This window comes from Sphingobium sp. TomTYG72 (genome assembly GCF_055394715.1).
In genome coordinates this window covers 2,261,557-2,284,180 of the sequence record NZ_AP027336.1, presented here as the reverse complement: position 1 = coordinate 2,284,180, position 22,624 = coordinate 2,261,557, and the positions used below count along the sequence as shown (strand labels likewise).

The 22,624-nt window shown below is 62.6% G+C and carries 23 protein-coding genes; 16 read left to right on the top strand and 7 right to left on the bottom strand.

Translation table 11 applies throughout. The features are described from left to right. Positions 1–121: 121 nt before the first annotated feature. Both ACZ5U1_RS11365 and ACZ5U1_RS11360 read left to right on the top strand, forming a co-directional pair. Complete coding sequence (locus ACZ5U1_RS11365; protein WP_464778495.1) at positions 122–769, top strand: cell wall hydrolase; 648 nt, start codon at positions 122–124, stop codon at positions 767–769. A gap of 91 nt (positions 770–860) precedes the next feature. Next, on the top strand, positions 861–1,370 hold the full coding sequence (locus ACZ5U1_RS11360; RefSeq protein ID WP_449474528.1) for an MmcB family DNA repair protein: 510 nt from the start codon (positions 861–863) through the stop codon (positions 1,368–1,370). 23 nt (positions 1,371–1,393) lie between these two features. Here the strand turns inward: ACZ5U1_RS11360 and ACZ5U1_RS11355 are convergent, their stop codons facing one another. Continuing rightward, positions 1,394–1,627: a hypothetical protein gene (locus ACZ5U1_RS11355; RefSeq protein WP_464778494.1), complete on the bottom strand. Its 234-nt coding sequence runs from the start codon at positions 1,625–1,627 to the stop codon at positions 1,394–1,396. A 311-nt stretch (positions 1,628–1,938) separates the two neighbouring features. Next, entirely contained in the window at positions 1,939–2,562 is a 624-nt protein-coding gene (locus tag ACZ5U1_RS11350; RefSeq protein ID WP_464778493.1) for an ankyrin repeat domain-containing protein, read from the bottom strand. 46 nt (positions 2,563–2,608) lie between these two features. Between ACZ5U1_RS11350 and ACZ5U1_RS11345 the strand changes: the two genes are divergently transcribed. From ACZ5U1_RS11345 to ACZ5U1_RS11335, 3 genes are read left to right on the top strand one after another with little or no spacing between them, the layout of a single operon-like run. Then, positions 2,609–3,265: an SCO family protein gene (locus ACZ5U1_RS11345; RefSeq protein ID WP_464778492.1), complete on the top strand. Its 657-nt coding sequence runs from the start codon at positions 2,609–2,611 to the stop codon at positions 3,263–3,265. Between the two features lie 4 nt (positions 3,266–3,269). Continuing rightward, positions 3,270–3,695, top strand: coding sequence for a YcgN family cysteine cluster protein (locus tag ACZ5U1_RS11340; protein ID WP_464778491.1), 426 nt, complete (start codon positions 3,270–3,272; stop codon positions 3,693–3,695). Next, a complete protein-coding gene (locus ACZ5U1_RS11335; protein ID WP_464778490.1) occupies positions 3,652–4,386 on the top strand; it encodes a M48 family metallopeptidase in 735 nt (244 codons plus the stop codon). Before ACZ5U1_RS11340 ends, ACZ5U1_RS11335 begins: the two co-directional genes overlap by 44 nt. Here ACZ5U1_RS11335 and trhO read toward each other — a convergent pair. Further along, positions 4,383–5,198 (bottom strand): oxygen-dependent tRNA uridine(34) hydroxylase TrhO, encoded by an 816-nt coding sequence (trhO, locus tag ACZ5U1_RS11330; RefSeq protein WP_464778489.1) that lies wholly within the window; start codon positions 5,196–5,198, stop codon positions 4,383–4,385. The two genes, ACZ5U1_RS11335 and trhO, sit on opposite strands and share 4 nt — an antisense overlap. A gap of 65 nt (positions 5,199–5,263) precedes the next feature. Between trhO and pdeM the strand changes: the two genes are divergently transcribed. Both pdeM and ACZ5U1_RS11320 read left to right on the top strand, forming a co-directional pair. Continuing rightward, positions 5,264–5,923: a ligase-associated DNA damage response endonuclease PdeM gene (gene pdeM, locus ACZ5U1_RS11325; protein ID WP_464778488.1), complete on the top strand. Its 660-nt coding sequence runs from the start codon at positions 5,264–5,266 to the stop codon at positions 5,921–5,923. A gap of 186 nt (positions 5,924–6,109) precedes the next feature. Then, on the top strand, positions 6,110–8,863 hold the full coding sequence (locus ACZ5U1_RS11320) for a TonB-dependent receptor (protein WP_464778487.1): 2,754 nt from the start codon (positions 6,110–6,112) through the stop codon (positions 8,861–8,863). On the opposite strand, the gene ACZ5U1_RS11315 is transcribed toward ACZ5U1_RS11320, so the two are convergent. Further along, entirely contained in the window at positions 8,841–9,575 is a 735-nt protein-coding gene (locus tag ACZ5U1_RS11315; RefSeq protein ID WP_464778486.1) for a YggS family pyridoxal phosphate-dependent enzyme, read from the bottom strand. The genes ACZ5U1_RS11320 and ACZ5U1_RS11315 overlap by 23 nt on opposite strands. A gap of 23 nt (positions 9,576–9,598) precedes the next feature. On the opposite strand from ACZ5U1_RS11315, the gene ACZ5U1_RS11310 reads away from it, so the two are divergent. Beyond that, positions 9,599–10,168 carry a thiamine phosphate synthase gene (locus ACZ5U1_RS11310; protein ID WP_464778485.1) on the top strand — a complete coding sequence of 190 codons (570 nt, stop codon included), beginning with the start codon at positions 9,599–9,601 and terminating at the stop codon, positions 10,166–10,168. Positions 10,169–10,356: 188 nt separating this feature from the next. Here the strand turns inward: ACZ5U1_RS11310 and ACZ5U1_RS11305 are convergent, their stop codons facing one another. Together ACZ5U1_RS11305 and ACZ5U1_RS11300 are read right to left on the bottom strand one after the other, a co-directional pair. Next, the gene (locus ACZ5U1_RS11305; protein ID WP_464778484.1) at positions 10,357–10,752 is read right to left on the bottom strand and encodes an RES domain-containing protein; all 396 of its coding nucleotides are present in this window, start codon (positions 10,750–10,752) and stop codon (positions 10,357–10,359) included. 382 nt (positions 10,753–11,134) lie between these two features. Beyond that, positions 11,135–11,863: a hypothetical protein gene (locus tag ACZ5U1_RS11300; protein ID WP_464778483.1), complete on the bottom strand. Its 729-nt coding sequence runs from the start codon at positions 11,861–11,863 to the stop codon at positions 11,135–11,137. 225 nt (positions 11,864–12,088) lie between these two features. Between ACZ5U1_RS11300 and ACZ5U1_RS11295 the strand changes: the two genes are divergently transcribed. The 7 genes from ACZ5U1_RS11295 (at position 12,089) to ACZ5U1_RS11265 (ending at position 20,135) form a co-directional block, all read left to right on the top strand. Then, a complete protein-coding gene (locus ACZ5U1_RS11295; RefSeq protein WP_196224901.1) occupies positions 12,089–12,538 on the top strand; it encodes a DUF3576 domain-containing protein in 450 nt (149 codons plus the stop codon). 85 nt (positions 12,539–12,623) lie between these two features. Next, entirely contained in the window at positions 12,624–15,197 is a 2,574-nt protein-coding gene (leuS, locus tag ACZ5U1_RS11290; protein WP_464778482.1) for a leucine--tRNA ligase, read from the top strand. A 99-nt stretch (positions 15,198–15,296) separates the two neighbouring features. Then, positions 15,297–15,794: an LPS assembly lipoprotein LptE gene (lptE, locus tag ACZ5U1_RS11285; RefSeq protein ID WP_464778481.1), complete on the top strand. Its 498-nt coding sequence runs from the start codon at positions 15,297–15,299 to the stop codon at positions 15,792–15,794. Beyond that, on the top strand, positions 15,791–16,816 hold the full coding sequence (gene holA / locus ACZ5U1_RS11280) for a DNA polymerase III subunit delta (RefSeq protein WP_464778480.1): 1,026 nt from the start codon (positions 15,791–15,793) through the stop codon (positions 16,814–16,816). Before lptE ends, holA begins: the two co-directional genes overlap by 4 nt. A gap of 10 nt (positions 16,817–16,826) precedes the next feature. Next, positions 16,827–17,429 carry a nucleotidyltransferase family protein gene (locus ACZ5U1_RS11275; RefSeq protein WP_464778479.1) on the top strand — a complete coding sequence of 201 codons (603 nt, stop codon included), beginning with the start codon at positions 16,827–16,829 and terminating at the stop codon, positions 17,427–17,429. A 117-nt stretch (positions 17,430–17,546) separates the two neighbouring features. Next, on the top strand, positions 17,547–17,951 hold the full coding sequence (msrB, locus tag ACZ5U1_RS11270) for a peptide-methionine (R)-S-oxide reductase MsrB (protein WP_449474513.1): 405 nt from the start codon (positions 17,547–17,549) through the stop codon (positions 17,949–17,951). Positions 17,952–18,062: 111 nt separating this feature from the next. After that, on the top strand, positions 18,063–20,135 hold the full coding sequence (locus tag ACZ5U1_RS11265) for a transglycosylase domain-containing protein (protein ID WP_464778478.1): 2,073 nt from the start codon (positions 18,063–18,065) through the stop codon (positions 20,133–20,135). On the opposite strand, the gene ACZ5U1_RS11260 is transcribed toward ACZ5U1_RS11265, so the two are convergent. Further along, positions 20,132–21,052: a retroviral-like aspartic protease family protein gene (locus ACZ5U1_RS11260; RefSeq protein ID WP_464780036.1), complete on the bottom strand. Its 921-nt coding sequence runs from the start codon at positions 21,050–21,052 to the stop codon at positions 20,132–20,134. The two genes, ACZ5U1_RS11265 and ACZ5U1_RS11260, sit on opposite strands and share 4 nt — an antisense overlap. Positions 21,053–21,356: 304 nt before the next feature. On the opposite strand from ACZ5U1_RS11260, the gene rho reads away from it, so the two are divergent. Beyond that, positions 21,357–22,613: a transcription termination factor Rho gene (gene rho / locus ACZ5U1_RS11255; protein ID WP_196224894.1), complete on the top strand. Its 1,257-nt coding sequence runs from the start codon at positions 21,357–21,359 to the stop codon at positions 22,611–22,613. Positions 22,614–22,624: the final 11 nt, after the last annotated feature.

Below are 22,624 nucleotides of genomic sequence, written 5' to 3'. Positions count from 1 at the left end.
CCAAATTCGCCCGTGGGGGGCGGGGGAGGTAAACACGCAGACGGGGGGCGGCCTGACGTCGATTATGTGATGGGGTTTTTCCCGACGTCCCTGGCCAAGAACCGCATGTTTCTGAGTTGTAATGAGTTTTCGTTTGAAGGCCGCGACTGCCGCGGCATTTGCCCTGACCGCCACCGTTGCGGTTACAGCGGCCGATATGTCGAGCGCTAGCGAAGTCGCTCCGTCGGTCGTATCCCTTCCGGGGAATGAAGAGCTGAATACAGCTCCGGCGGCTTCCAAGCCCGCTGTTATTTTCGCCGCGCCGCGCGAAGTCGCCCAGCCGCTGGCCAATCTTTCCGATAGCGCCGATGTGCGCGCCGACAATTTGGCCGCACTGGTCGATGCGCATGGCGAAGCCGAGGAGCTGGATAGCGACATGAAGTGCCTCGCCGGCGCTGTCTATTTCGAATCGAAGGGCGAGAGCCTGGAAGGCCAGTTGGCCGTTGCCCGTGTCATCATCAACCGCGTGAAGTCGGGCCGTTTCGCCAACAGCATGTGTGGCGTCGTCTATCAGCCGGGCCAGTTCAGCTTCGTCCGTGGCCGTGGCATGCCGACCATCCCGATGGCCAGCGAAAGCTGGCGTGATGCTGTCGCAATCGCGCAGATCGCGATGCAGGACAGCTGGAACAGCAAGGCCGAAGGCGCCCTGTTTTTCCATGCCCGCCGTGTTTCCCCAGGCTGGGGCAAGCGCCAGCTGGCCTCGATCGACAATCATATTTTCTATCGCTGATCCTCGGGTCGCACATCACAAGGACAGCGGGCCGGTTCAGGAAACTGAATCGGCCTTTTCTTTTGTTCCCTTCTTGTTCTAAGATATGGGCATGAGTCCGGTTTCTTCCATGCCCGCTCCTGATCGGGATTGCTCTCCCCTGACCGATGGCACGGCGCTGGCCGTGGCGCGTGGCACGCTGCGGCTGTTCTTCCGCCACGACATGAGCGGGATATTGGAAGTGCCGCTGCCCAATGGGCGCCGCGCGGACATCATGGCGCTGGACAGCGCGGGGCGGATCAGCATCGTCGAGATCAAGTGCAGCCGTGCCGACCTGCTGGGCGACATGAAATGGCCGGATTATCTCGACTATTGCGATCGCTTTTTCTGGGCGGTGCCTTCCGGTTTTGACCTGTCGCTGTTTGATAGCGAGGCTTTATGGCCAGCGCGCACCGGCCTGATCGTTGCGGATCAATATGATGCTGAATTGCTGCGGCCTGCGCCGGTGGAACCGCTGGCGGCGGCGCGGCGGAAAGCGGAGACTCTGCGCTTTGCAAGGAGGGCGGCGCGGCGGCTGACCGCACTGGCCGATCCCGATCATGCCGCCGAACTGGGATGGTGACGCAGGGTCGTCCATCATAGGCGTCAGCGTGGGTGCGTGCCCCAATATTCATCGGCCAGGAAGCGGTGGAGCGCCGTCGATCCCTGCCGCGCTGCTGTCCGCGCCATGTGGCGGCGTATGTCATAGCTGCTGTTGGTGAGGCCGCTATGGAATGACTCCAGCGCCTTCTTCGTTTCATGCGGCGCATGCGTATAGGGCTGGAAGATATTGCCGAGGGCCTGTTCCCAGGCTTTCTCGATGTCGTTCTTGCGCTCCATGGTCGCCTCTCCGGGCTCAGGATGATGGAGAGGAGATGGGAAGGTGGAGGGCGTGAGACAAGGTGTGTTGGGCGAGGGGGCTTGGAGCATCGTGCCTTTATCTGAAGCACCCCACCCCGTTCGGGCTGTCCGAACGAGTCACTTGCCTCGTTCAGATGTCGAAGCCCTCCTCTGCCTAAAAAGAAGTAGAGCCGTTGGCTTCGTCGGCCTTCGGCTCGACAGGCTCAGGGCGAACGGGGTTAGGTAAGCCTGTTACAGGGCACGATTCTCTAAAACCGGCTCAATTGAATGGGGCTGGGAGAGATATGCTCTTAAAAAGTCGGACCCTGCACCGGCCCCGAAGGCGCGGCTTTTGGCTTTGATGCCGCCAACACTTCGACAATTCCGGAGGTGCGCGCGTCCCGTTCCGCATAGTCGCGCGCGGACATGCCTGCGATCGTGTCACGCTTGTCCGCATTCGCGCCCTGCGCGACGAGCAGGCGGACGAGTCCTATATCGCGCAGCTGGACGGCGCGGATCAGCGGGGTTTCGCCGCTGCCATTCGTCTTGTCGATTTGCGCACCGCCCGCGAGCAGGGTGCGGACTCCGTCCTCGAACCGGGCCTGCACCGCGTTCATGAGCGGGGTATTGCCACGATTGTCGGCAAGGTTGGGATTGGCACCCTTGGCGAGCAGGAAGGACAGCCAGGTGTTGTCACGACGGGCGATGACGAGGTGCAGCGCGGTTTCGCCGCTGGTGACATCGCGGCTGTTGATGACGGTCGATCCCGGCTTCTGGATGAGGTCGGTGACCTTTTGCCCGTCGGCGTCCTTGACTGCCTTCAGGAAATTATAGCTGTCCGAAAATTGCGCCTGGGCCGCGACTGGCGAGAGCAATGTCAGCGCCAGAGCTGCTGCGCGCGCCGCGCCGATCCAAGCCGGAAAAGCCTTCATCATCGTCATTAAGCCCCGTTGGCATTTGCAATAGCGCCCATAGCAGGGCATGGCTGGCGGCGCCATGAACAAAGCGATCCGATCCCTCATCCTGCCGCTCACCGCCCTGCTGGCCGCCTGTAATATGGGTGCGGGCGGCAATGCATCAAGCGAGGCGGAGAGCACGCGAGGCGATCTGGCCGGGGCACGCATCGGCGCGCCTTTTACCCTGACCGACCAGGATGGGAAGAAGGTGCGGTGGGACGATTTCAAGGGCAAGTACCGGCTGGTCTATTTCGGCTACAGCTATTGCCCCGACGTCTGCCCGCTGGACCTGCAGCATATCACGCAGGGCTTTTCGCAGTTCGAGAAGGCGGATGCAGAGCGGGCGGCGAAAGTGCAGCCGATCTTCATCAGCGTCGATCCGGAGCGTGACACGCCTGCCGTTCTGAAGACCTATGTCGCGGCCTTTCACCCCAAGCTGATCGGCCTCACCGGCACGCCGGAGGAGATCGCGAAGGTGACGAAGGATTTCGTCGTTATCGCCAACAAGGAAAAGGCGGAAGGCGCCGGCGACTATCTGGTAAGCCATAGCCGCACGCCCTATCTTTTCGGTCCCGATGGTCAGCCCGTGGCGCTGGTGCCGGTGGATGATCCGGGGACGGCGGACAAGCAGGAAGGGACGGCGGACGATGTGCGCGCCTTCCTGGAAAAATGGGTCAAGTGACGGTTTGAACTTCTGGGAAAAGCCCCTCGACAAGCTGGACCGCGCGGAGTGGGAAGCCCTGTGCGATGGCTGCGGCAAATGCTGCCTGCACAAGGCGGAGGATGAGGATACGGGCCGCGTCTATCCGACCAACGTCGCGTGCCGTTTGCTCGACCGGCATAGCGGGCAGTGCAGCAATTATAGAGAACGGCGGCGGTTCGTGCCTGATTGCGTTCGGCTGACCCCGCAAAAGGTGAAGACGATCAGCTGGCTTCCGCGCACTTGTGCCTATCGGCTGCGGGGTGAGGGCAAGCCGTTGCCGTCCTGGCACTATCTGATCAGCGGCGACCGGGAGGCGGTGCACCGCGCCAAGGAGTCCGTGCGCGGCTGGACGATCGCTGAGGCGGATGCGGGCGACTGGGAAAATCATCTTGTCGACCGGGAACTCTGACAGCAGCATCACTGTCGATGGCATTGCCGTTCCGGTTAGAATCCGCCGTTCAGCGCGGGCGAAGGCCTACCGCCTGTCGCTGGATCATGCGCGCGGGGAATTGCGGCTGTCACTGCCGATGCGGGCCAATCTCAACCGGGCGCTGGGATGGGCGCAGGGGCATGAGGGCTGGGTCCGGTCGCAGATGGCGGCGCTGCCTGCAACGGTGCGGTTGGAGGATGGGACATGCTTTCCGCTGGAAGGGCGGGAGGTGCGGATCTGCTGGATGGCGGAGGCTTCGCGTACCGTGCGGATCGAGGGTGATCGGCTGATGCTGGGGGGCGTGCGCGAGTCGGTCGGGCCGCGTGTGCTCCGCTGGCTGAAGGCGCGGGCGAAGGCGGTGCTGGAAGAGGAGAGCCATGCGATGGCGGGCGATCATGACTTGATCGTGGCGTCGGTTGGCATTGGCGATCCGCGCAGTCGCTGGGCGAGTTGTGCGTCGAGCGGGGCGATCCGTTACAGCTGGCGCCTCATCCTGTGTCCTCCGCATGTGCGGCGGGCGACGGTGGCGCATGAGCTCGCTCATTTGCTGCACATGGATCACAGTCCGGCATTCCACGCGGCCCATGCCCGGATATTGGGGGAGGACCCCAAGCCTGCCCGCGCCTGGTTAAGGGAGCATGGAGCGGGGCTGCATCGCTATGTTGTTTAGGGCGCCGGGTCACCCGTCGGGCATATATGCGCGGCATCAGGTTGGTGAGCGAGGCCACAGTCGCGGCAGATGACATGATTGCCGGGGGTGAGGCCGTGGCCGACCGATACCCGCTCGTCAAAGACGTAGCAGTCGCCCTGCCAGCGGCTTTGTTCTTCCGGCATTTCTTCCAGATAACGCAGGATGCCGCCGCGCAGGTGATAGACATCGTCAAAGCCCCGCGAGCGGACCAGTGCGGTCGATTTTTCGCAGCGGATGCCGCCGGTGCAGAACATGGCGATGCGGGGTTCGCGGCCTTCTTCGCGCAGCTGCTCAGCGAAGCGGTCGAACCAGGCGGGGAATTCGCGGAAGGATCGGGTGCCGGGATCAATCGCGCGGTCGAAGCTGCCGACGGCGACCTCATAGGCGTTGCGGGTGTCGATGACGATCGTGTCGGGGTCAGCGATCAAAGCGTTCCATTCGGCGGGGTCAAGATAGCGCCCGGCTTGCGAGGCGGGGTCGAGATCGCCTGCGCCCAAGGTCACGATCTCCGCCTTCACCTTCACCTTCATGCGGGCGAAGGGCGGTTCGTCCGCCGTCGCGAATTTGACGTCCAGATCGGCGCAGCCCGGGAGGGTGCGGAGATGGGAGAGGAGGGCGTCGATCGCGTGCTCGCTGCCCGCGACCGTGCCGTTGATACCTTCACGTGCGAGGATCAGCGTGCCGCATGTGCCAAGCCCCGCGCAGAGGTCGCGCAGCTGTGCCGCCAGTGCTTGCGGATCGGCGAAGCTGGCGAAGCGGTAGAGCGCGGCGATGGTGAAGGGCGGAGCCATGGCGGGCGCCATAGCGACTTCGCAGTCCTCTTGAAAGGGCAGGCGCGAGCGCGCATAGGCGGGCCATGGTTCCCTTTTCGTTCGCGGGTCACGAGTTTCTGGCTTTGCCTGAAGCGGCGCTGTTCTGGCCCGCGCGATCGGCGTTGCTGGTCGCGGACCTGCATTTCGAGAAAGCGAGCTGGTTCAGCCGGTTCGGCCAGTTCCTGCCGCCGCATGACAGCCAGGCAACGCTGGACGTGATCGAGGCGCTGGTGGCGCGGACGGGGGCACGAGCCGTCTGGTCGTTAGGGGACAGCTTTCACGATGCCGATGGCGCGGCGCGGTTGCCGTCCAGGGTGCGCGAGAGGCTGGAGGCGCTGACGGCCCGGCTCGATTGGTTGTGGATCACCGGGAATCATGATGCGGGCATGGATGGGACACCGGGCGGGCGGCGCCTGGTGGAGGCCGAGGTCGATGGCGTCTGGCTTCGGCATGAAGCTGATCCGGTCGATCCGCGACCTGAGATTTCAGGGCATTTCCACCCCAAATTGCGGCTGTCGGTGCGCGGCCGGAGGGTATCGCGGCGCTGCTTCGTGGGATCATCGTCCAAGTTGATCCTGCCAGCGCTGGGCGCGCTGACCGGGGGACTGGATGCGAGCCATGGTGAAATCCGCCGCGCGGTGGGTCCGGGCGCCATGGCGATGGTGCCGGTCGCGGACAAAATGCTGCGCTTTCCGCTTGGCTAGTCACGCTACGGAAACGCGGTGTTAAGCTGTTGCTGCTAAACCACAGTGGCCTGTAATAAGGTCAAACGCCGGGCGCAAAAGGTTGGAAAGGCTGGCTTGCCTTGCCTTCGGCTTGCTGTGTCCGCATAATCGCACTCCTGAAGTCGACATGGGAAAATCATGCGCCGCAGGAGAGGAAAGGGTCTCATGAACAAGAAGAATCTCTGGCTGTTGTCCGCTGGCATGATCGCGCTGGCCGGATCGATGTCTCATGCGCAGGCGCAGGATGTTCCTCCACAGGGCACTGCGGTAGAGGATGAAGGCATCATCATCGTCACCGCGACGCGCCGCCCCAGCCCCTTGTCCGACGTGCCCATCGCGGTATCGGCCGTTTCCGCACAGGCGATGCAGAATAGCGGCGCGAGCGACATCCGCGCGCTCAACCAGCTGGCGCCATCGCTGCTGGTGTCATCGACCGGGTCGGAAGCCAATGCGTCCGCCCGTGTTCGCGGCATCGGCACGGTGGGCGACAATCCGGGCCTTGAAAGCTCGGTCGCGCTGTTCATCGACGGTGTCTATCGCTCCCGCACCGGCGCGGGGCTTAACGAGCTTGGCGAGATCGAGCGGGTCGAAGTGCTGCGCGGGCCGCAGGGTACGCTGTTCGGGCGCAACGCTTCGGCGGGTATGATCAATGTCATCAGCAAGTCGCCCGAATTCAAACTGGGTGGCAAGGCCGAGGTCACATACGGCAATTATGATTATTGGCGGCTTGCCGGGCGCATCACCGGGCCGGTCAGCGACAAGCTGGCGCTAAGCCTGGATGGCGTGTGGTCGAAGCGGGACGGCTTTTACGACCTGGTGGATGCAAGCGGCGACAAGGTGGGCGAAACCAACGATCGCGATCGCTATTTCGTGCGCGGACAGGCGCTGTTCGAGCCCAATGATGCGCTGTCGATCCGCTTGATCGGCGACTATACCAATCGTGACGAGAGCTGCTGCGGCGCGGCCTATATCGAGACGCGAGAGCGGCAGCCGGTAGCGGGTGGTGGATACAGCACCGCGCCGTTCAACCGCATCGCGGCGATCCTGGCGGGGCAGGGCAGCGTGTTCGCGGCCGATCCCTACGACCGCGAACTGACGATCACGCCCGGGCGCGACTATGTCAGCAAGGTCAAGGATTGGGGGCTGTCGGGTGAGGTCAATTATGATCTGGGCGGCACGAAGCTGACCAGCATCACCGCCTATCGAAATTATAAGAGCCAGGATTATGGCGATTATGATTATAGCGGGGCGGACCTGCTGTACCGCGATCCCAACACCTACCGGCAGTTCCGCACCTTCACGCAGGAGTTGCGCGCGCAGGGTTCGGCCTTTGGCGAGGTGCTCGACTGGCTGGTCGGCGGCTATTATGCGCATGAAAAGCTGACGTTAGAGGACAATATCGTCTTCGGCGAAGATTACGGGGCATTCGCTACATGCCGGTTGCTTCTCGGAGCTGGCGCGACCCCGAGCGCGCTTGCTCCGTTCATTGACCCAGCCCAACAACGTTGTCTGACGCCGACCGGCCGCGCTGCCGCGACCGGTTCGTTCGGGGCGCTTGCTCCACTTCTCAATCCAGCGCTGGATGCGTTGTACAATATCGGCGAGGTCGGTGACGTCAGCTCACGTTATCATCAGAAAAGCGAGAATTGGGCTCTTTTCACTCACAACATTTTTCACCTCGCCAAGCAACTCGATCTGACTCTGGGCCTGCGCTACACGCATGAGAGCAAGCGATTCTCTGCGGATTTCGAGAACAATAATGCTGTTTGTTCAGCATTGCAGGCGCGCTCGGCCGGTCCCGATCTCTATGAGGTGGCGACGGGGCAGATACCGGGCGTTCCCCTCGGATCGAACGGCGCAAATCTAGCGGGCGGCATTCTGACGCTGGGTTGTCTTGGCAACAGTTCGACCGGGCTCAACGCGCTGAACCTGAATGATCGGATCAGCGATGGTGAGTTTTCCGGGACGGCGGTGCTGTCGTGGAAGCCTTTGGACGAGATGCTGATCTATGGCAGCTATTCGAAGGGTTATAAGGCGGGCGGTTACAATCTTGACCGCTTCCAGCTGGGATCGACCGGACTCAACCCGGTGCCTGCTGTCTTTTCGCCACGTAGCAATGCGGATGTGACCAGCCTTCGCTTCGCTGCGGAGAAGGTCGATGCGTTCGAAGTCGGCCTGAAATATACGCAGCCCAAGTGGAGCGTGAACATCGCGGCGTTCCGGCAGGAGTTCAAGAATTTCCAGCTGAACACCTTCAACGGCACCAGCTTTGTGGTCCAGACTATCAATGGCTGCGACGGATCGCTGTCAGCGGGCGCCTGCGACAGCGGCGATGTGGGGCCGGGGTTGATCAGCCAGGGCGTCGAACTGGAACTGGCGGCATCGCCGGTGCGCAATGTGCGTCTGGCGGGTGGGTTGACCTATGCGCGGGCGAAGTTTGCGAACCGGCTGGTCGGCAGCGGCGATGGATCAGTGCCGCTTGATCCGGCGCTGTTCCTGTTGCCCGGATCGATCAACAGCCAGGCGCCCGAAATAGTGACGACCGTCAGCGCGTCCTGGACGCCGGAGATCGGCTCTACGGGTCTGTCGGCGCTATTCTACGTCGATGGGCGCATGACCAGCGACTTCAACACAGGGTCGGACCTGTTTCCGGAAAAGCGGCAGGACGGTTATGCGGTGTTCAACGCGCGTGTTGGTATCCGTGGGCCGCAGCAGCGCTGGGCGGTGGAATTCTGGGGCCAGAATATCTTCAACCAGGACTATACCCAAGTGGCGTTCAGCAGCCCGCTGCAATCGAGCAGCCCGGCGACTTCAACGACTGGGCAGTTCGCCCTTGGCGCGCCGATGGCGAACCAGCTGATCTCGGCCTATCTGGCTGAACCCCGCACCTACGGCATCACGCTTCGCGGGAGTTTCTGATCATGCCTCTCCCGCTCGCCGGAACAGGGCGGGCGGGGGAGGGCCTTTCCCCGAACAAGGCGGTGCCCACGCGAATGTGGGTCGCGCCCAGCATGATGGCGGTTTCGAAATCGCCTGACATGCCCATGGAAAGCTGATCGATACCTTCATCGCGGGCGATCTTTGCCAGCAGCGCGAAATATGGCGCGGGTTCTACGTCTGCGGGCGGGACACACATCAGGCCTGCGACCGGGACATCGGCGTCGCGTGCGGCGCGGATCAGGGACGGGGTTTCCGCGATCGGGCAGCCGCCTTTCTGCTCTTCCGCGCCGATATTGACCTGAATGAAACAGGGGACGCGCTTGCCCGCTGCGTCCATGGCCTTGGCGAGAGCGGTGAGCAAGGATGGGCGATCAAGCGAATGGATGGCGTCAAACAGGGCGACGGCGTCGGCGGCCTTGTTGGATTGTAGCTGGCCGACGAGATGCAGGGCGATGTCCGGCGTTTGTTCGCGGAGGGTTGGCCATTTTGCCTGCGCTTCCTGAACCCGGTTCTCGCCAAAGACGCGTTGCCCGGCGGTGATCAGCGGCTGGATGGCGGCGGCGTCCTGCGTCTTGGAAACAGCGATGAGGGTGATGTCATCGGCGGTGCGGCCAGTGAGGCGAGCGGCGCGGCCCATGGTTTCACGCACGGCGTTCAGGCGGTTCGCGGCTTCGATGCTGTCGGTCGTCATGGGCGCTGCTATAGGCGAGGGCGATGAGAGCCCGCTACGCTAAAAATATGCCCTCTGTCTGGCTGGTGACGGACGAGCGCGTTTCGTCCGAGGTGCTGCTGGCAAGTGCCGCCCGGTTGCCGAAGGGGCGGGGGGGAATCCTGTTCCGGCACTATCGCACGGGGCCGCGTGAACGGCGGGCGCTGTTTGATCGGGTGGCGGAGATCGCACGGCGGCGGCGCTTGAAGCTGCTGTTGGCGGGACCGGCGCGGGAGGCGGCGGCCTGGGGTGCTGATGGCTGGCATGGGCGAGGCGCCGGGTGGGCTGCACGGCCTTTGTTGCGCAGCTTGGCCGTTCACAATGCGCGGGAGTTGCGGGTAGCCGAGCGGGCGGGGGCGGATCTTATCTTCCTGTCGCCGCTCTTTGCCACGCGGTCGCATCCGGGGGGAAGGGTGCTGGGACGGGTGGGATTCGCGGCGTTGGCGCATAGGGCGGGGATGCCGGTCGTTGCCTTGGGAGGCGTTTGCGCGGGGCATCGGCGGATATTGAAAGGACTGGGTGCTTCGGGGTGGGCGGCGATTGATGGTCTGACGGGGGGATCGGTGGTGGGGTAGTGGCTTCCTCGGGGGGAAGCGGTCATGGCTTGTCCTCCTCATCGCTAGATGGGGAGGGAGAGCAGCCGCAGGCTGGGAGGGGAAAATGCGCAGTTCGCGCCATTCCCCTCCACCACCGCTGCGCGGCGGTCCCCCTCCCCACGCTTCGCGCAGGGAGGATTTTAAGGTCAGATTTGGTCGATCGCCGACTACAAGCCCCATTTCGGCCCGTTGCTCGATAGGTGAATTGAAATTGGCTCTCCGGACACTGACACCGATGGGCCGCCAAGCTCATTCCACCGAAATAGGTTCACATGCCATCCGTCCGGGATCATGCGCGAACGATCAATTATGCCATCTGCGCCCGCCGCACGCGCTTTATCCGCGTTACGCCACGATGGAGGCTCCTGTCCCGCCTCCAAGGCCTGTCGCCACTGCGCATTCGATAAATCGCGATCAATGCCGAGGAGGCGACAGGCATGTTCATCGTGCTGATCGAGCACATGGGCCTCGCCTACGATCAATGGAACTACGACACGGGGCCGACCATCTTCTCGGATGTAGCCCGAAACCGCGATCATTGCCCATTCCAGTTGCGGACTCATGTAGAGTACCGCTTGGCCCGGACGATGGTAGCGTCCTGCGCTCTCGGGCCTGGGGGGCGTAAGAACGTCATCTACCCGATTTGCGAGAATAGACCGGAAAAATTTGCCGCTGACCGTTCGCAACCTTGGGCTCAGATCGTACGTCATTGAGCCAGCCTACTTGTCAGCCGACGGCGAGACAACGACTGCTTTGGGTGAACGATTGGCTAAGTTTCATGGCAACATATCGTCGTTAGCCGACAATTATCGCGTCATGCCAGCGCAAGCTGGCATCTTGACCGATGGCGCTCGGCCTAGCCTCACGAGATCCCAGCATTCGCTGGGACGACGAAGGAGCAGCGTTTAACAGCGGTGGGAAACCGAGTGTCTCAGCTCACCAAGATCAGAACTTGAAGACGGTGCCCAGATAGACGGCCTGGTTATCCTGACGGTCATCGGTCATCGGCGTCAGGCGGCCGATCACGCTGTTGTTGTAGCGGAGGCCAGCGGTGACGTTCAGGTTGCGCGTCAGCGAGTAGGAGCTGGCGAGATCCAGCGAATAATCCTTGTCCGCATTGGGGCGCACGGCCGTGCCCGGATCGCGGCGGCTTTCGATCATCACCTTGGTGCTGAAGCGGTTCTTGGTTCCCTGATCCAGCGAGAAATTCTTTGCGCCAGCGATCTGCTCGATCGAAACCGGGTCCAGTTCCTTGCGGCCGACAGCTTCGGGCAGGGCGAATTTGCGCCAGTTATGCGCACTGTTCAGGCTGAAGGCGACCGGGGCGATGCCGACCGGGTCGATCGTGCGGCTGACCGTAACGCGATCGTTAAGATCGGCGGCGCGGACCATCACCGTCACCGAGCGCTGCCCGCTGAGCGAGCCGCTGGTGGGTGTGAAGCGGAAATTCTGACGGCCCGCTGATGCTGCGATCCGCGCATAGGCGGCAGCCAGGCGCGGGTCCTTGGTCGTCGGCGTGAAGGAGGAAATGCTGCCCAGAGCGCCAAGCGACACGGGCACGTTGGCGCGTAGTCGGGCAAGATCGGTCGCGGCGCCAATAGCGGGAGACAGCATAAAGCCAGCGACGGCAACTGCCGCGCTTGCCAATGCCAAATATCCCCTATTCATGCGCATGACGCGAATCTCTTCCCCACCGACTTATTTTCAAAACTTGTACACCCGTCGGGCCGCGATGGGTAGTACGTCATGACCTTTTTGTCCGGGCTGTTGCACGGAACACACAGAGTCCAAAACGCGGCTGGCGGCCAAGCGTTGCAACTGCTGCCACGGCCCCCTTGCCCATTGCCACGGCTTCTCTATAGAAGCGGGGCGTTTTTCTTCAATATGGGACATGCCCTGATGGTCCGCCGCCTACCCGCTTCTATTTCCGCCGGTCTGCTGCTGGCCGCGCTTTTGCCGCTCGCTGCATGCGGCGGCGGGGCCAAGGAACGTCCCAAGGCCGATCTGGCTGCGTCCAAGGTGACGACGATCGGCGTCAACAGCTATCTGTGGCGCGCGACGCTGGACACGCTGTCCTTCATGCCGATGGTGCAGACCGATTCCAACGGTGGCGTGATCGTGACGGACTGGTACGCCAATCCGAATTCGCCCAATGAACGGATGAAGCTGACCGTGTCGATCCTGGATCAGGACCTGCGGGCCGATGCGCTGCGCGTCGCGGCCAGCCGTCAGGTCAATCAGGGCGGCCAGTGGGTCGATGCGCCGGTGCAGGCTGCCACGGTCCAGAAGCTGGAAGAGATCATCCTGACCAAGGCGCGTGACCTGCGCCGCATGGCGATCGCAGGCTAAGCCCTTCCTTTCATCCAATTTCTTAAGCAACCGGGGGCTGGGCTTGGAAGAGCTCAGCCCGCATGCATTTTGGGGACGTGAGTAAATGCAAAGGCGCTTCAACCCGCTTGAGGCCGATGCCCGCTGGCAGGCCGTTTGGGACGAGAAGCAGACGTTCAAGGCGTCGGATACCAGCGACAAGCCGCGTAGCTACGTGCTGGAGATGTTCCCCTATCCGTCCGGGCGCATTCATATCGGCCATGTGCGCAACTATTCGATGGGCGATGTGCTGGCGCGGTTCCGTCGGATGACGGGGCATGAAGTGCTGCATCCGATGGGCTGGGATGCCTTCGGCATGCCTGCGGAAAATGCCGCGATGGAAAAGAAGGTGCATCCGGGCGACTGGACCCGTTCCAATATCGCGACGATGCGTGCGCAGCTCAAGAAGCTGGGCTTTGCGCTCGACTGGAGTCGGGAATTGGCGACCTGCGAGCCGGATTATTATGGGCAGGAGCAGGCGCTGTTCCTCGACATGCTGGAAGCCGGGCTGGTTTACCGGAAGGAAAGCGCGGTCAATTGGGACCCGGTCGATATGACCGTGCTGGCCAATGAGCAGGTGATCGATGGCAAGGGCTGGCGCTCTGGCGCGCCGGTCGAGAAGCGCAAATTGAGCCAGTGGTTCCTTAAGATCACGCAGTTTGCCGATGATTTGTTAAACGGTCTGAAGACTCTGGATCAGTGGCCCGAGAAGGTGCGGCTGATGCAGGAGAACTGGATCGGCAAGTCGGTCGGTCTGCAGTTCCGTTTCAAGCTGGACGAGACGGTGGACGGGATCGAGGAGTTGGAGGTCTTTTCGACCCGGCCCGACACGATCTTCGGCGCGAGCTTTGCGGCGGTTGCGGCGGATCATCCGATCGCATTGGCGCTGGAGGCGAAGGATGCGGGGCTCGCCGCCTTTGCCGAGGAATGCTGTCATAGCGGCACTGCTGCGGCGGAGATCGAGACGCAGGAGAAGAAGGGCTATGACACCGGCCTGTCGGTGATCCATCCCTTTACCGGCCGGAAACTGCCGCTGTTCGTCGCGAACTTCGTGCTAATGGAATATGGCACGGGCGCCGTCATGGCGGTGCCGGGGCATGACCAGCGCGACCTCGACTTCGCGCGCAAATATATGCTGCCCGTGGAGCGTGTGGTTGCCGCCGAGGGCGACGAGGAGAAGGGGATCGGTGACGAGGCCTATACCGGGCTGGGCCGCCTCGTAAACTCCGATTTCCTGAACGGCATGAGCGTTGAAGACGCGAAGGCGGAAGTGATCCGCCGCGCCGAGGCGGGTGGCTGGGGCAATGGCACCACCGTGTTCCGCCTGCGCGACTGGGGCGTGTCGCGCCAGCGTTATTGGGGGACGCCGATCCCGGTCATCCATTGCGAGGATTGTGGGGTCGTGGGCGTGCCCAAGGACCAACTGCCGGTGGTGCTGCCGGAGGATGTCAGCTTCGACATTCCGGGCAATCCGCTCGACCGTCATCCGACCTGGAAGCATGTCGATTGCCCCAAATGCGGCAAGGCGGCGCGGCGGGAGACCGATACGCTGGACACGTTCGCCGATTCCAGCTGGTATTTCATCCGCTTCGCCAGCCAGCCCAAGGACAAGCCCTTCGATCGGGAAACGGTCGAGAAATGGCTGCCGGTGGGGCAATATATTGGCGGCGTGGAACATGCGATCCTGCACCTGCTCTATGCGCGTTTCTGGACGCGGGCGCTCCAGCATATGGGGCAGTTGGGCTTTGCCGAGCCGTTCACGGGCCTGTTCACGCAGGGGATGGTGACGCACGAGACTTACCGACGCGTGGTTCCCCTTCCTGCTGAAACGAATACTGATGGCATCCCGGCAGAAATGCATGCCGTTCTGGGTGAATGGTTAGCGCCTAGCGACGTTGAGCAGCGAGATGGTGGCTGGTTCACCGTGGACAAAGGCGATCGGGTCGAACGTGGTCGCGTCGAGAAGATGTCCAAGTCCAAGAAGAATGTCGTCGATCCCGATGACATCATCGCCCAATATGGCGCGGACGCGGTGCGCTGGTTCATGCTGTCCGACAGCCCGCCGGAGCGCGACCTGCCCTGGACGGAGAGCGGTATTGAAGGGTCGTGGCGCTTCATCAACCGGCTGTGGAGGCTGTTTGGTGAGGCCGACAAGAGTGCCGAGGGTGAAGACAAGGCGCTGGACCGCAAGCTGCACCAGACGATTGACGGCATCGCCAAGGATATCGAGGCGCTGTCCTTCAACAAGGCGGTGGCGAAGATATACGAACTGACCAACGCGGTGGAGAAGGCCAAGCCCTCGGCGAGCCGCAGCGCGGCGATCCGGGCGCTCGCTCTGCTGGTCGCGCCGATGACGCCGCATCTGGCGGAGGAAGCCTGGGCGGATATGGGTGAGCAGGGCCTGATCGCGGATGCAGCCTGGCCCGCTGTTGATCCGGCGCTATTGGTCGAGGATGAGGTGACGATTGCCTGCCAGGTTATGGGCAAGCTGCGCGACACCATCACCGTGCCCAAGGGGACGAGCAAGGATGAGCTGGAACGGCTCGCCCTTGCGGCGCCCAATGTGGCGCGGACGCTGGATGGCGCGACCCCGAAGAAGGTGATCGTGGTGCCTGACAGGCTGGTCAACCTGGTCATTTAACAACGAACCGTTCGCCCTGAGCTTGTCGAAGGGCTCTCTTTTCTTCAAAAGAAGAACAGGGCTTCGACAGGCTCAGCCCGAACGGGTAGAGAGTGTCCCATGAAGCGCATTTTGCCCCTGCTCGCTGCCACCGTCATCCTCTCCGCTTGTGGTCTGCGTCCCGTCTATAGTGGCGGCAGTCATGGCGCGGTCGCGCAGAAGCTGGGCAATGTCGAGATTGCGCCGATTGAGGGCAAGGGCGGCTGGCTGGTGCGCAATGCGCTCAACGACCGCTTGTCCGCAATGAGCGGCGCGGGGCCAAGCTATAGGCTGGTGGTGAAGCTGGATGACCAGATCAGCGGCTTTGGCTTGCGCGCTGACCAAGCGATCACGCGCGAACGGCGGACGTTGCGGGCGCGCTATCAGTTGATCGATGCGGCCACCGGCGCGCAGGTGATCGACGATACGGCGGGGTCGGACGCGGGCATCGACGTGACCTCCAGCGAATATGCGACCATCGCGGCGGAAGATACCGCGCTGGAACGGCTGTCGCAGACGATTGCGGACCAGATCGTCTCCCGGCTGGCGCTGTTTGCGACGAGGGACCAGCAGCGTTGAAGGCCAATCGCGGCCAGATTGAAAAGGCGCTGGACGCACCCCCGGCCGATATCCGTTTCTTCCTGCTCTACGGACCCGATGAGGCGGGCAGCGCGGCGCTGGGCAAGCGGCTTGAACGGGCGATGGGGCCGGAGGCGGAGCGCGTCGATCTGGATGGGCCGACGTTACGGGACGATCCCGCCCGGCTGGCGGACGAGGCGGCGTCCTTTTCCATGTTCGGTGACCGGCGCTGGATACGCGTCAACGGCATGGGTGAGGAGTCGCTGCCCGCGGTGGCGGCATTGTTCGAAGCGCTGGCGGCAGGCAACCCGGTGATCGCGACCGCAGGGGCGCTGAAGGGTACGTCCAAGCTGTTGAAGCTGGTGCTCGACAGTCCGCTGGCCATGGCGTTCGCCTCCTATCAGCCGGATGCGCGGGAGGCAGAGCAGATTGCCGTCGCGATCGCGCGGGACGGGGGACTGCGCCTGCCCGCCGAGCTGGCGAAGCGGATCGTGGACCTGACCAATGGTGACCGCGCGTTGATGGGCGGTGAGATCGAGAAGCTGATCCTCTATCTCGACGCCGCGCCGGATCGGCCAGCCGAGGCGACGGCAGAAGCATTGGATGCGCTGTCGGCCGATAATCCCGATTCGGACGCGGCGCCGCTGGTCAACGCGGTGTTGGGGGGCGACCTGCGCGCCATGCATCGGGAACTGGGGCGTCTGGCCGAGGCGGGGACAGCGATGGCGGCGGTGCTGCGTCCGCTTCTGACCCGTGCGATGCTGCTCGCCAATATCCGTTCGTCCTTCGATGACAGCGGACGGCTGGAGGGAGCGGTCGAAGCTGCGGGCAAGCAGGTATTCTGGAAGGAAAAGGGCGTCGTCACCCGGCAGGTGCGGCTCTGGGATGCGCATGGCATCGCCCGCGTGATCCAGCGGCTGGCGCAGGCGGAACGGGCAAGCCGGTCGGGCAGGGGTCTTGGCGACCTGATGGTACGGCACGAATTGCTCGCCATCGCGCGACAGGCGGCACGGGAGCGGTAGGGCGGACAGCTTGCAAAGCCTGCATCTGCCGTCAAAAATGGCCGCTATGGATCAGATCGCTGTTTTCAAGACAGTTTTGAATAGCGATAGGCTGAGGCGGCAAGCATTGAAGGCGGTTGCTGCCTTGAGGCTTCCTGACTGTTGGATCGGGGCAGGCTTTGTCCGTGATGCCATATGGGATTATCTTCACGGTTATGGGATACGTCCGCCCTGTGGAGACGTCGATGTTGTGTGGTTTGCCTCCGACCCGTCCGATGAGGAAACCGACCATTGCATCGAGCATGCGCTTCGCTCTCATATGCCTTGCTTGACGTGGTCAGTGAAAAATCAGGCGCGAATGCATCTTCGCAACGGAGATGGTCCTTACCGATCGGTAGCTGATGCCATGCGGCATTGGCCCGAAACCGCCACCGCCGTCGCGGCTCGCTTCGGCGCAGATGACGGGATTGAAGTAAACTCGCCATTCGGACTGCGCGACCTATTCGAATTGAAATTAAGACCGACACCTGCTTTCGCCACTCAGAAATTGTCAGTCTATCAAGAGCGAATTTCCTCCAAGCGTTGGGTTGAACGATACCCGTTGCTCACTGTCGCGGATGCGAGCGTGAATTGAGAAGGGCGCGGATGATCGTAGAAAAAACTATAAGATGTACGAACGCCAATAACGTGGCTCTCTAGTAGCGCGTCCTAAGCGCTTGATCGTAGGAAGTGCCGTCGCCATATTGCGGCCATGGACAAGCTCAACCTGACCGACGCCGAATGGCGCGAGCGCCTTTCTTCCGAGCAATTTCATGTGTTGCGAGAGGCGGGGACGGAGCGGGCCTTTACCGGCAAATATAACAGCAACAAGGCCGACGGCGTCTATTTTTGCGCCGGTTGTGGGGCCGAACTGTTCGATGCCGAGGAAAAATATGACAGCGGCTCTGGCTGGCCGAGCTTTACCGCGCCGGTCGACATCGACGCGGTGGAGGAGATTCGCGACAGCAGCCACGGCATGATCCGCACCGAAGTGCGTTGCGCCAAGTGCGAAGGGCATCTGGGCCATGTCTTTCCCGATGGTCCGGGCGTCAACGGCCTGCGCTATTGCATGAACAGTGCGTCGCTGGACTTCAAGCCGCGCGACGAGGTTGAATAATCATTCATCGCCGGTAAAGCGTCGCTTCTCTTGAGAACCAAGATCACAAGGTTGTCAGCGCCCCTTTTGCGCTGGTGGCTTGATCCCTTAGCGCGTATCCGGGCGATGTAGATGGCACGAGCAGGCAAGAGCAAGGACACGCCCGGAGGCGCGAAGCGGTGGCTGATCCGGGGCATCAAGTTCGGGCTGGTCGCGACGGTGGGCGCTTTGTTCGCGATCGTCGTGGCGGTGGTGATCGCCTACCAGTCGCTGCCCGATTATGAATCGCTCAAATCATCGCCCAACGGGCAGATGATCCGCGTCCATGCCGCTGACGGCAGCGTGATCGTGTCGTTGGGGCCGAGTTTTGGCCGGTGGCTGTCCTATGACCAGATCCCGGCGGTGATGGTCGATGCGATGATTTCGACCGAGGACAAGCGCTATTATCTGCATCCCGGCGTCGATCCGATAGGCATGGCGCGCGCGACCTGGGTCGCGCTGGAGAACCGTGGCAAGGGCCGCCGCTGGCAGGGCGCGTCGACCATCACCCAGCAGGTGACGCGCAACATCTTCCTCAACAACAGCTATAGCTGGGGCCGCAAGGTTCGGGAAATGATCCTGGCGCTGGCGCTGGAGCGGAAATTTTCCAAGCGGCAGATTTTGGAGCTGTACCTCAACAAGGTGTATTTCGGCGGCGGAGCCTATGGCATCGACGCTGCCAGCCGCAAATTCTTCGGTCATCCCGCCGCTGCGCTCAGCCTGCCGGAAGCGGCGATCATCGCGGGGCTGGTGAAGGCGCCGTCGAGCTATTCGCCCACCGCTGATGCCGAAGCGGCGATCGGCCGTGCGGGCGTTGTGCTGGAACTGATGCAGGAAAATGGCGCGATCAGCGCGGCGCAGCGGGCGAGCATCGACTTGAACGACGTCAAGATGGCGCCGGAGCCGCCGCAAAACAGCGTGCGCTACTTCACCGACTGGGCACTGCCGCAACTTGATGTGCTGGTGGACGAGCCCAATGAGCCGCTGGAAGTCTATACCACCATCGATCTGGGCATGCAGAAGGCGGCGACGGCGGCGATCCAGGCCAATGTGCCGGGGGGCGCGCAGGGCGCGCTGGTCTCGCTCGATCGCGATGGCGCGGTGCGGGCGATGGTCGGCGGGCTCGACTATGTGACGTCCAACTATAACCGGGCGACGACCGCCACGCGACAGCCGGGCTCGGCCTGGAAGATTTTCGTCTATATGGCGGCGCTGGAGGCGGGCTATACGCCTGATACCGGCGTTACGGACAAACCGGTGACGATCAACGGTTGGAGCCCGCGCAACAGTTCCGGGCGGTTTTCCGGCGACATCGATGTGCGCACGGCCTTTGCTTACTCCATCAACACGGTCGCCGCGCAGTTGGGCGTCGAGGTGGGCTTTCCGACTGTGGCGGACATGGCGCGGCGCTTTGGCGTGACGACGCCGATCAACACGCATCCCTCGATGGTCCTGGGCACGTCAGACGTGCGCCTGATCGACATGACGCGCGCCTTCGCCTCCATCGCGCGCAAGGGGGTGGCGGTGACGCCCTATGGCATCACGAAGGTGACGACGGCGGACGGGCGGCTGCTCTACCAGCATCAGGACGATACCAGCCGCGTGCTGGTGGCGCCCTGGGTGGCGGCCGGGATGACCGACCTGATGCAGACTGCGGTCAGCACCGGTACTGGCAAGGCCGCGCAGATCGGCCGACCGGTTGCGGGCAAGACCGGCACCACAAGCAGCAACAAGGATGGCTGGTTCCTGGGCTTTTCCAGCGGCATCACTACGGGCGTCTGGATGGGCAGGGACGATGCGCGGCCGGTGAGTGTTTTGCAGGGCGGCCGCGCGCCCGCGCACGCCTTTGCCGACTATATGAAGGTCGCCGTATCGCGCCGCCCGGTCGAGCAGTTCGAGACGCAGGTGACGCTGCCCGAATGGCAGTTGGAGCCTGATGAAGAGGCCTATTATGGCGCGCCCGATAATGGAACGAGCGGCGGCATGATGGTCGATGAAAATGGATTGCCGATCGGCCAGGACCCGCAGCAGCGAGAGGATGAAGGCGAACAGGACGATCAGTCCGTTGATCAGGCGCCTCCTGCCCGCACGACGCCACCCCGGCTGGATCAGCAGTGGATCGATCAGGTGCTGGGCCGTGAACGGCAGCGGCCCCCGCCGCGTTAACCGGCCTGGCGAAGTGCGGCGGCCAGGCGCCGTGGATCAGACGCGCCGACATCCGGCATCATGAAATCGACCTTGCCCCGGCCAAAGTCGATGGCGACACGATCGAACATCCTGAGAGCCTGGATGCCGAGCAGCAAAGTGGGCTTGTCCTGCAGGCCAAGTTCGCTGAATGGCTGAGCATCGGCGAACATGACGGGCAGATTGGTAAGAACGATGGGTCCCATGCGAATCCTGCCGATCTGCCCAAGCTGACCGGTCAAAGTCTCGCCCGTCACACTTATCAGGCTGATCTCGCTCATCGCCGGGGCGCGCTTCTTGCGGATCAGCTTGTCGCGCAGGGCAAGATTGCCGACGCTCAGATGGGTGCCGGTGTCGAGGATGATGTTGACCTTCAATCCATTGGCGTCGGAATGCAGCAGGATCAGTTGCCCCTTGCGGCGCCGTGCCTCGACGATGATGGCATTGGGGTCACGCCATGACGGACGGCTGGCGCCGATTTCCATTCGGCCGGTGCGGAAATTGAGCAGGAGGCGCTTGGCATGCAGGCTGTCGAGCCCGAGCAGCCCCGCCGCGCCGAGATGGTCACCCTCCAGCACGGGCGCTTCGATGCCATCGACCGTTTCCGCGCCATAGCCGAGTCGCGGAACGGCGACGGTGCGCGTTTCCTGGCGACCCGCCATGCTGACGATAGTAACGTGGCGGCGGGCGGGCAGGGCGAGGCGATCGGCCAGATCACGGGAGATGACCGTGCGCTGCGATCCGGTATCGACGATGAAGTTCCAGGGGCCGCGTCCATCGATGTGGATGGGGATGGATACGCGGTCGTCACTGGTGGAGAGGGTGCGGACCACGGTGGGCGGATCGGCCGCAGGGACCGCCTGACCCGCAGCGGGCGGGCAGATCATCAGGATGGCCATTGCAGGGACGAGATAAGGCTTTCTCACGCCCTTCGCCTCTTCAGCTAGAGCAACAAGTCATAGCATGGATCGCCACGACCGGTCCATTGCCGCAACTCCTGCACCATTTGCCGATGAAGGCGGCGGGAGCGAGCATTTCCAGCAAGGCAGAGCCAAGCGACACCTTGACTTTGGGGGGCGCTGATCGCTAAACGCGGAGGGTCTATCCCGGCCGTCCAGCGCCGGAGTCCCGTGTTTTCCATACCGGGCGACTCTCCTTTTTCGTATTTCCAATCTTCATCTCTCGTCATCGGACTCAAGTCGAATGCACCTTAAAGACCTCAAGAAGAAATCACCCGCCGATCTGGTCACCACGGCGGAAGAACTGGGCGTCGAAGGCGCATCGACCCTGCGCAAACAGGACCTGATGTTCGCGATCCTCAAGGCTGAGGCGGAAAATGGCGAGCAGATCATGGGTGAGGGCACGATCGAAGTGCTGCCCGACGGCTTTGGCTTCCTGCGCTCGCCTGAAGCGAACTTCCTTGCCGGTCCCGACGATATCTATGTGTCGCCCAACCAGGTCCGCAAATTCGGCTTGCGCACCGGCGATACGGTGGAAGGCGAAATCCGCGCGCCCAAGGATGGCGAGCGCTATTTCGCGCTGACGAAGCTTATCTCCGTCAACTTCGATGACCCGGATGTCGTCCGGCATCGCGTCAACTTCGACAACCTGACGCCGCTCTATCCGACCCAGAAGCTGGTGCTCGACACGCTCGACCCCACGGTCAAGGACAAGTCGGCCCGCGTCATCGACATCGTCTCGCCCCAGGGCAAGGGCCAGCGCGCGCTGATCGTCGCGCCGCCGCGCACGGGTAAGACGGTTCTGCTCCAGAACATCGCCAAGGCGATCACCGACAATCATCCCGAAGTCTTCCTGATCGTCCTGCTGATCGACGAGCGTCCGGAAGAAGTCACCGACATGCAGCGCAGCGTGAAGGGCGAGGTTGTGTCCTCGACCTTCGACGAACCCGCGCAGCGCCACGTGCAGGTCGCCGAAATGGTGATCGAAAAGGCCAAGCGCCTCGTGGAACATAAGAAGGATGTGGTGATCCTGCTCGATTCGATCACCCGCCTCGGTCGTGCCTACAACACCGTCGTGCCTTCGTCGGGCAAGGTGCTGACGGGCGGCGTTGACGCCAATGCGCTCCAGCGTCCCAAGCGTTTCTTCGGCGCCGCGCGTAACATCGAGGAAGGTGGTTCGCTCTCGATCATTGCCACCGCGCTGATCGATACCGGCAGCCGCATGGACGAAGTCATTTTCGAAGAGTTCAAAGGCACCGGCAACTCGGAAATCGTCCTCGATCGCAAGGTCGCGGACAAGCGCATCTTCCCGGCGCTGGACGTTGGCAAATCGGGCACCCGCAAGGAAGAATTGCTGGTCGACAAGGCCAAGCTGTCCAAAATGTGGGTGCTGCGCCGTATCCTGATGCAGATGGGCACGGTCGATGCGATGGAATTCCTGCTCGACAAGATGAAGGATTCCAAGACCAACGAAGATTTCTTCGATTCGATGAACCAATAAGCGGAGTTATA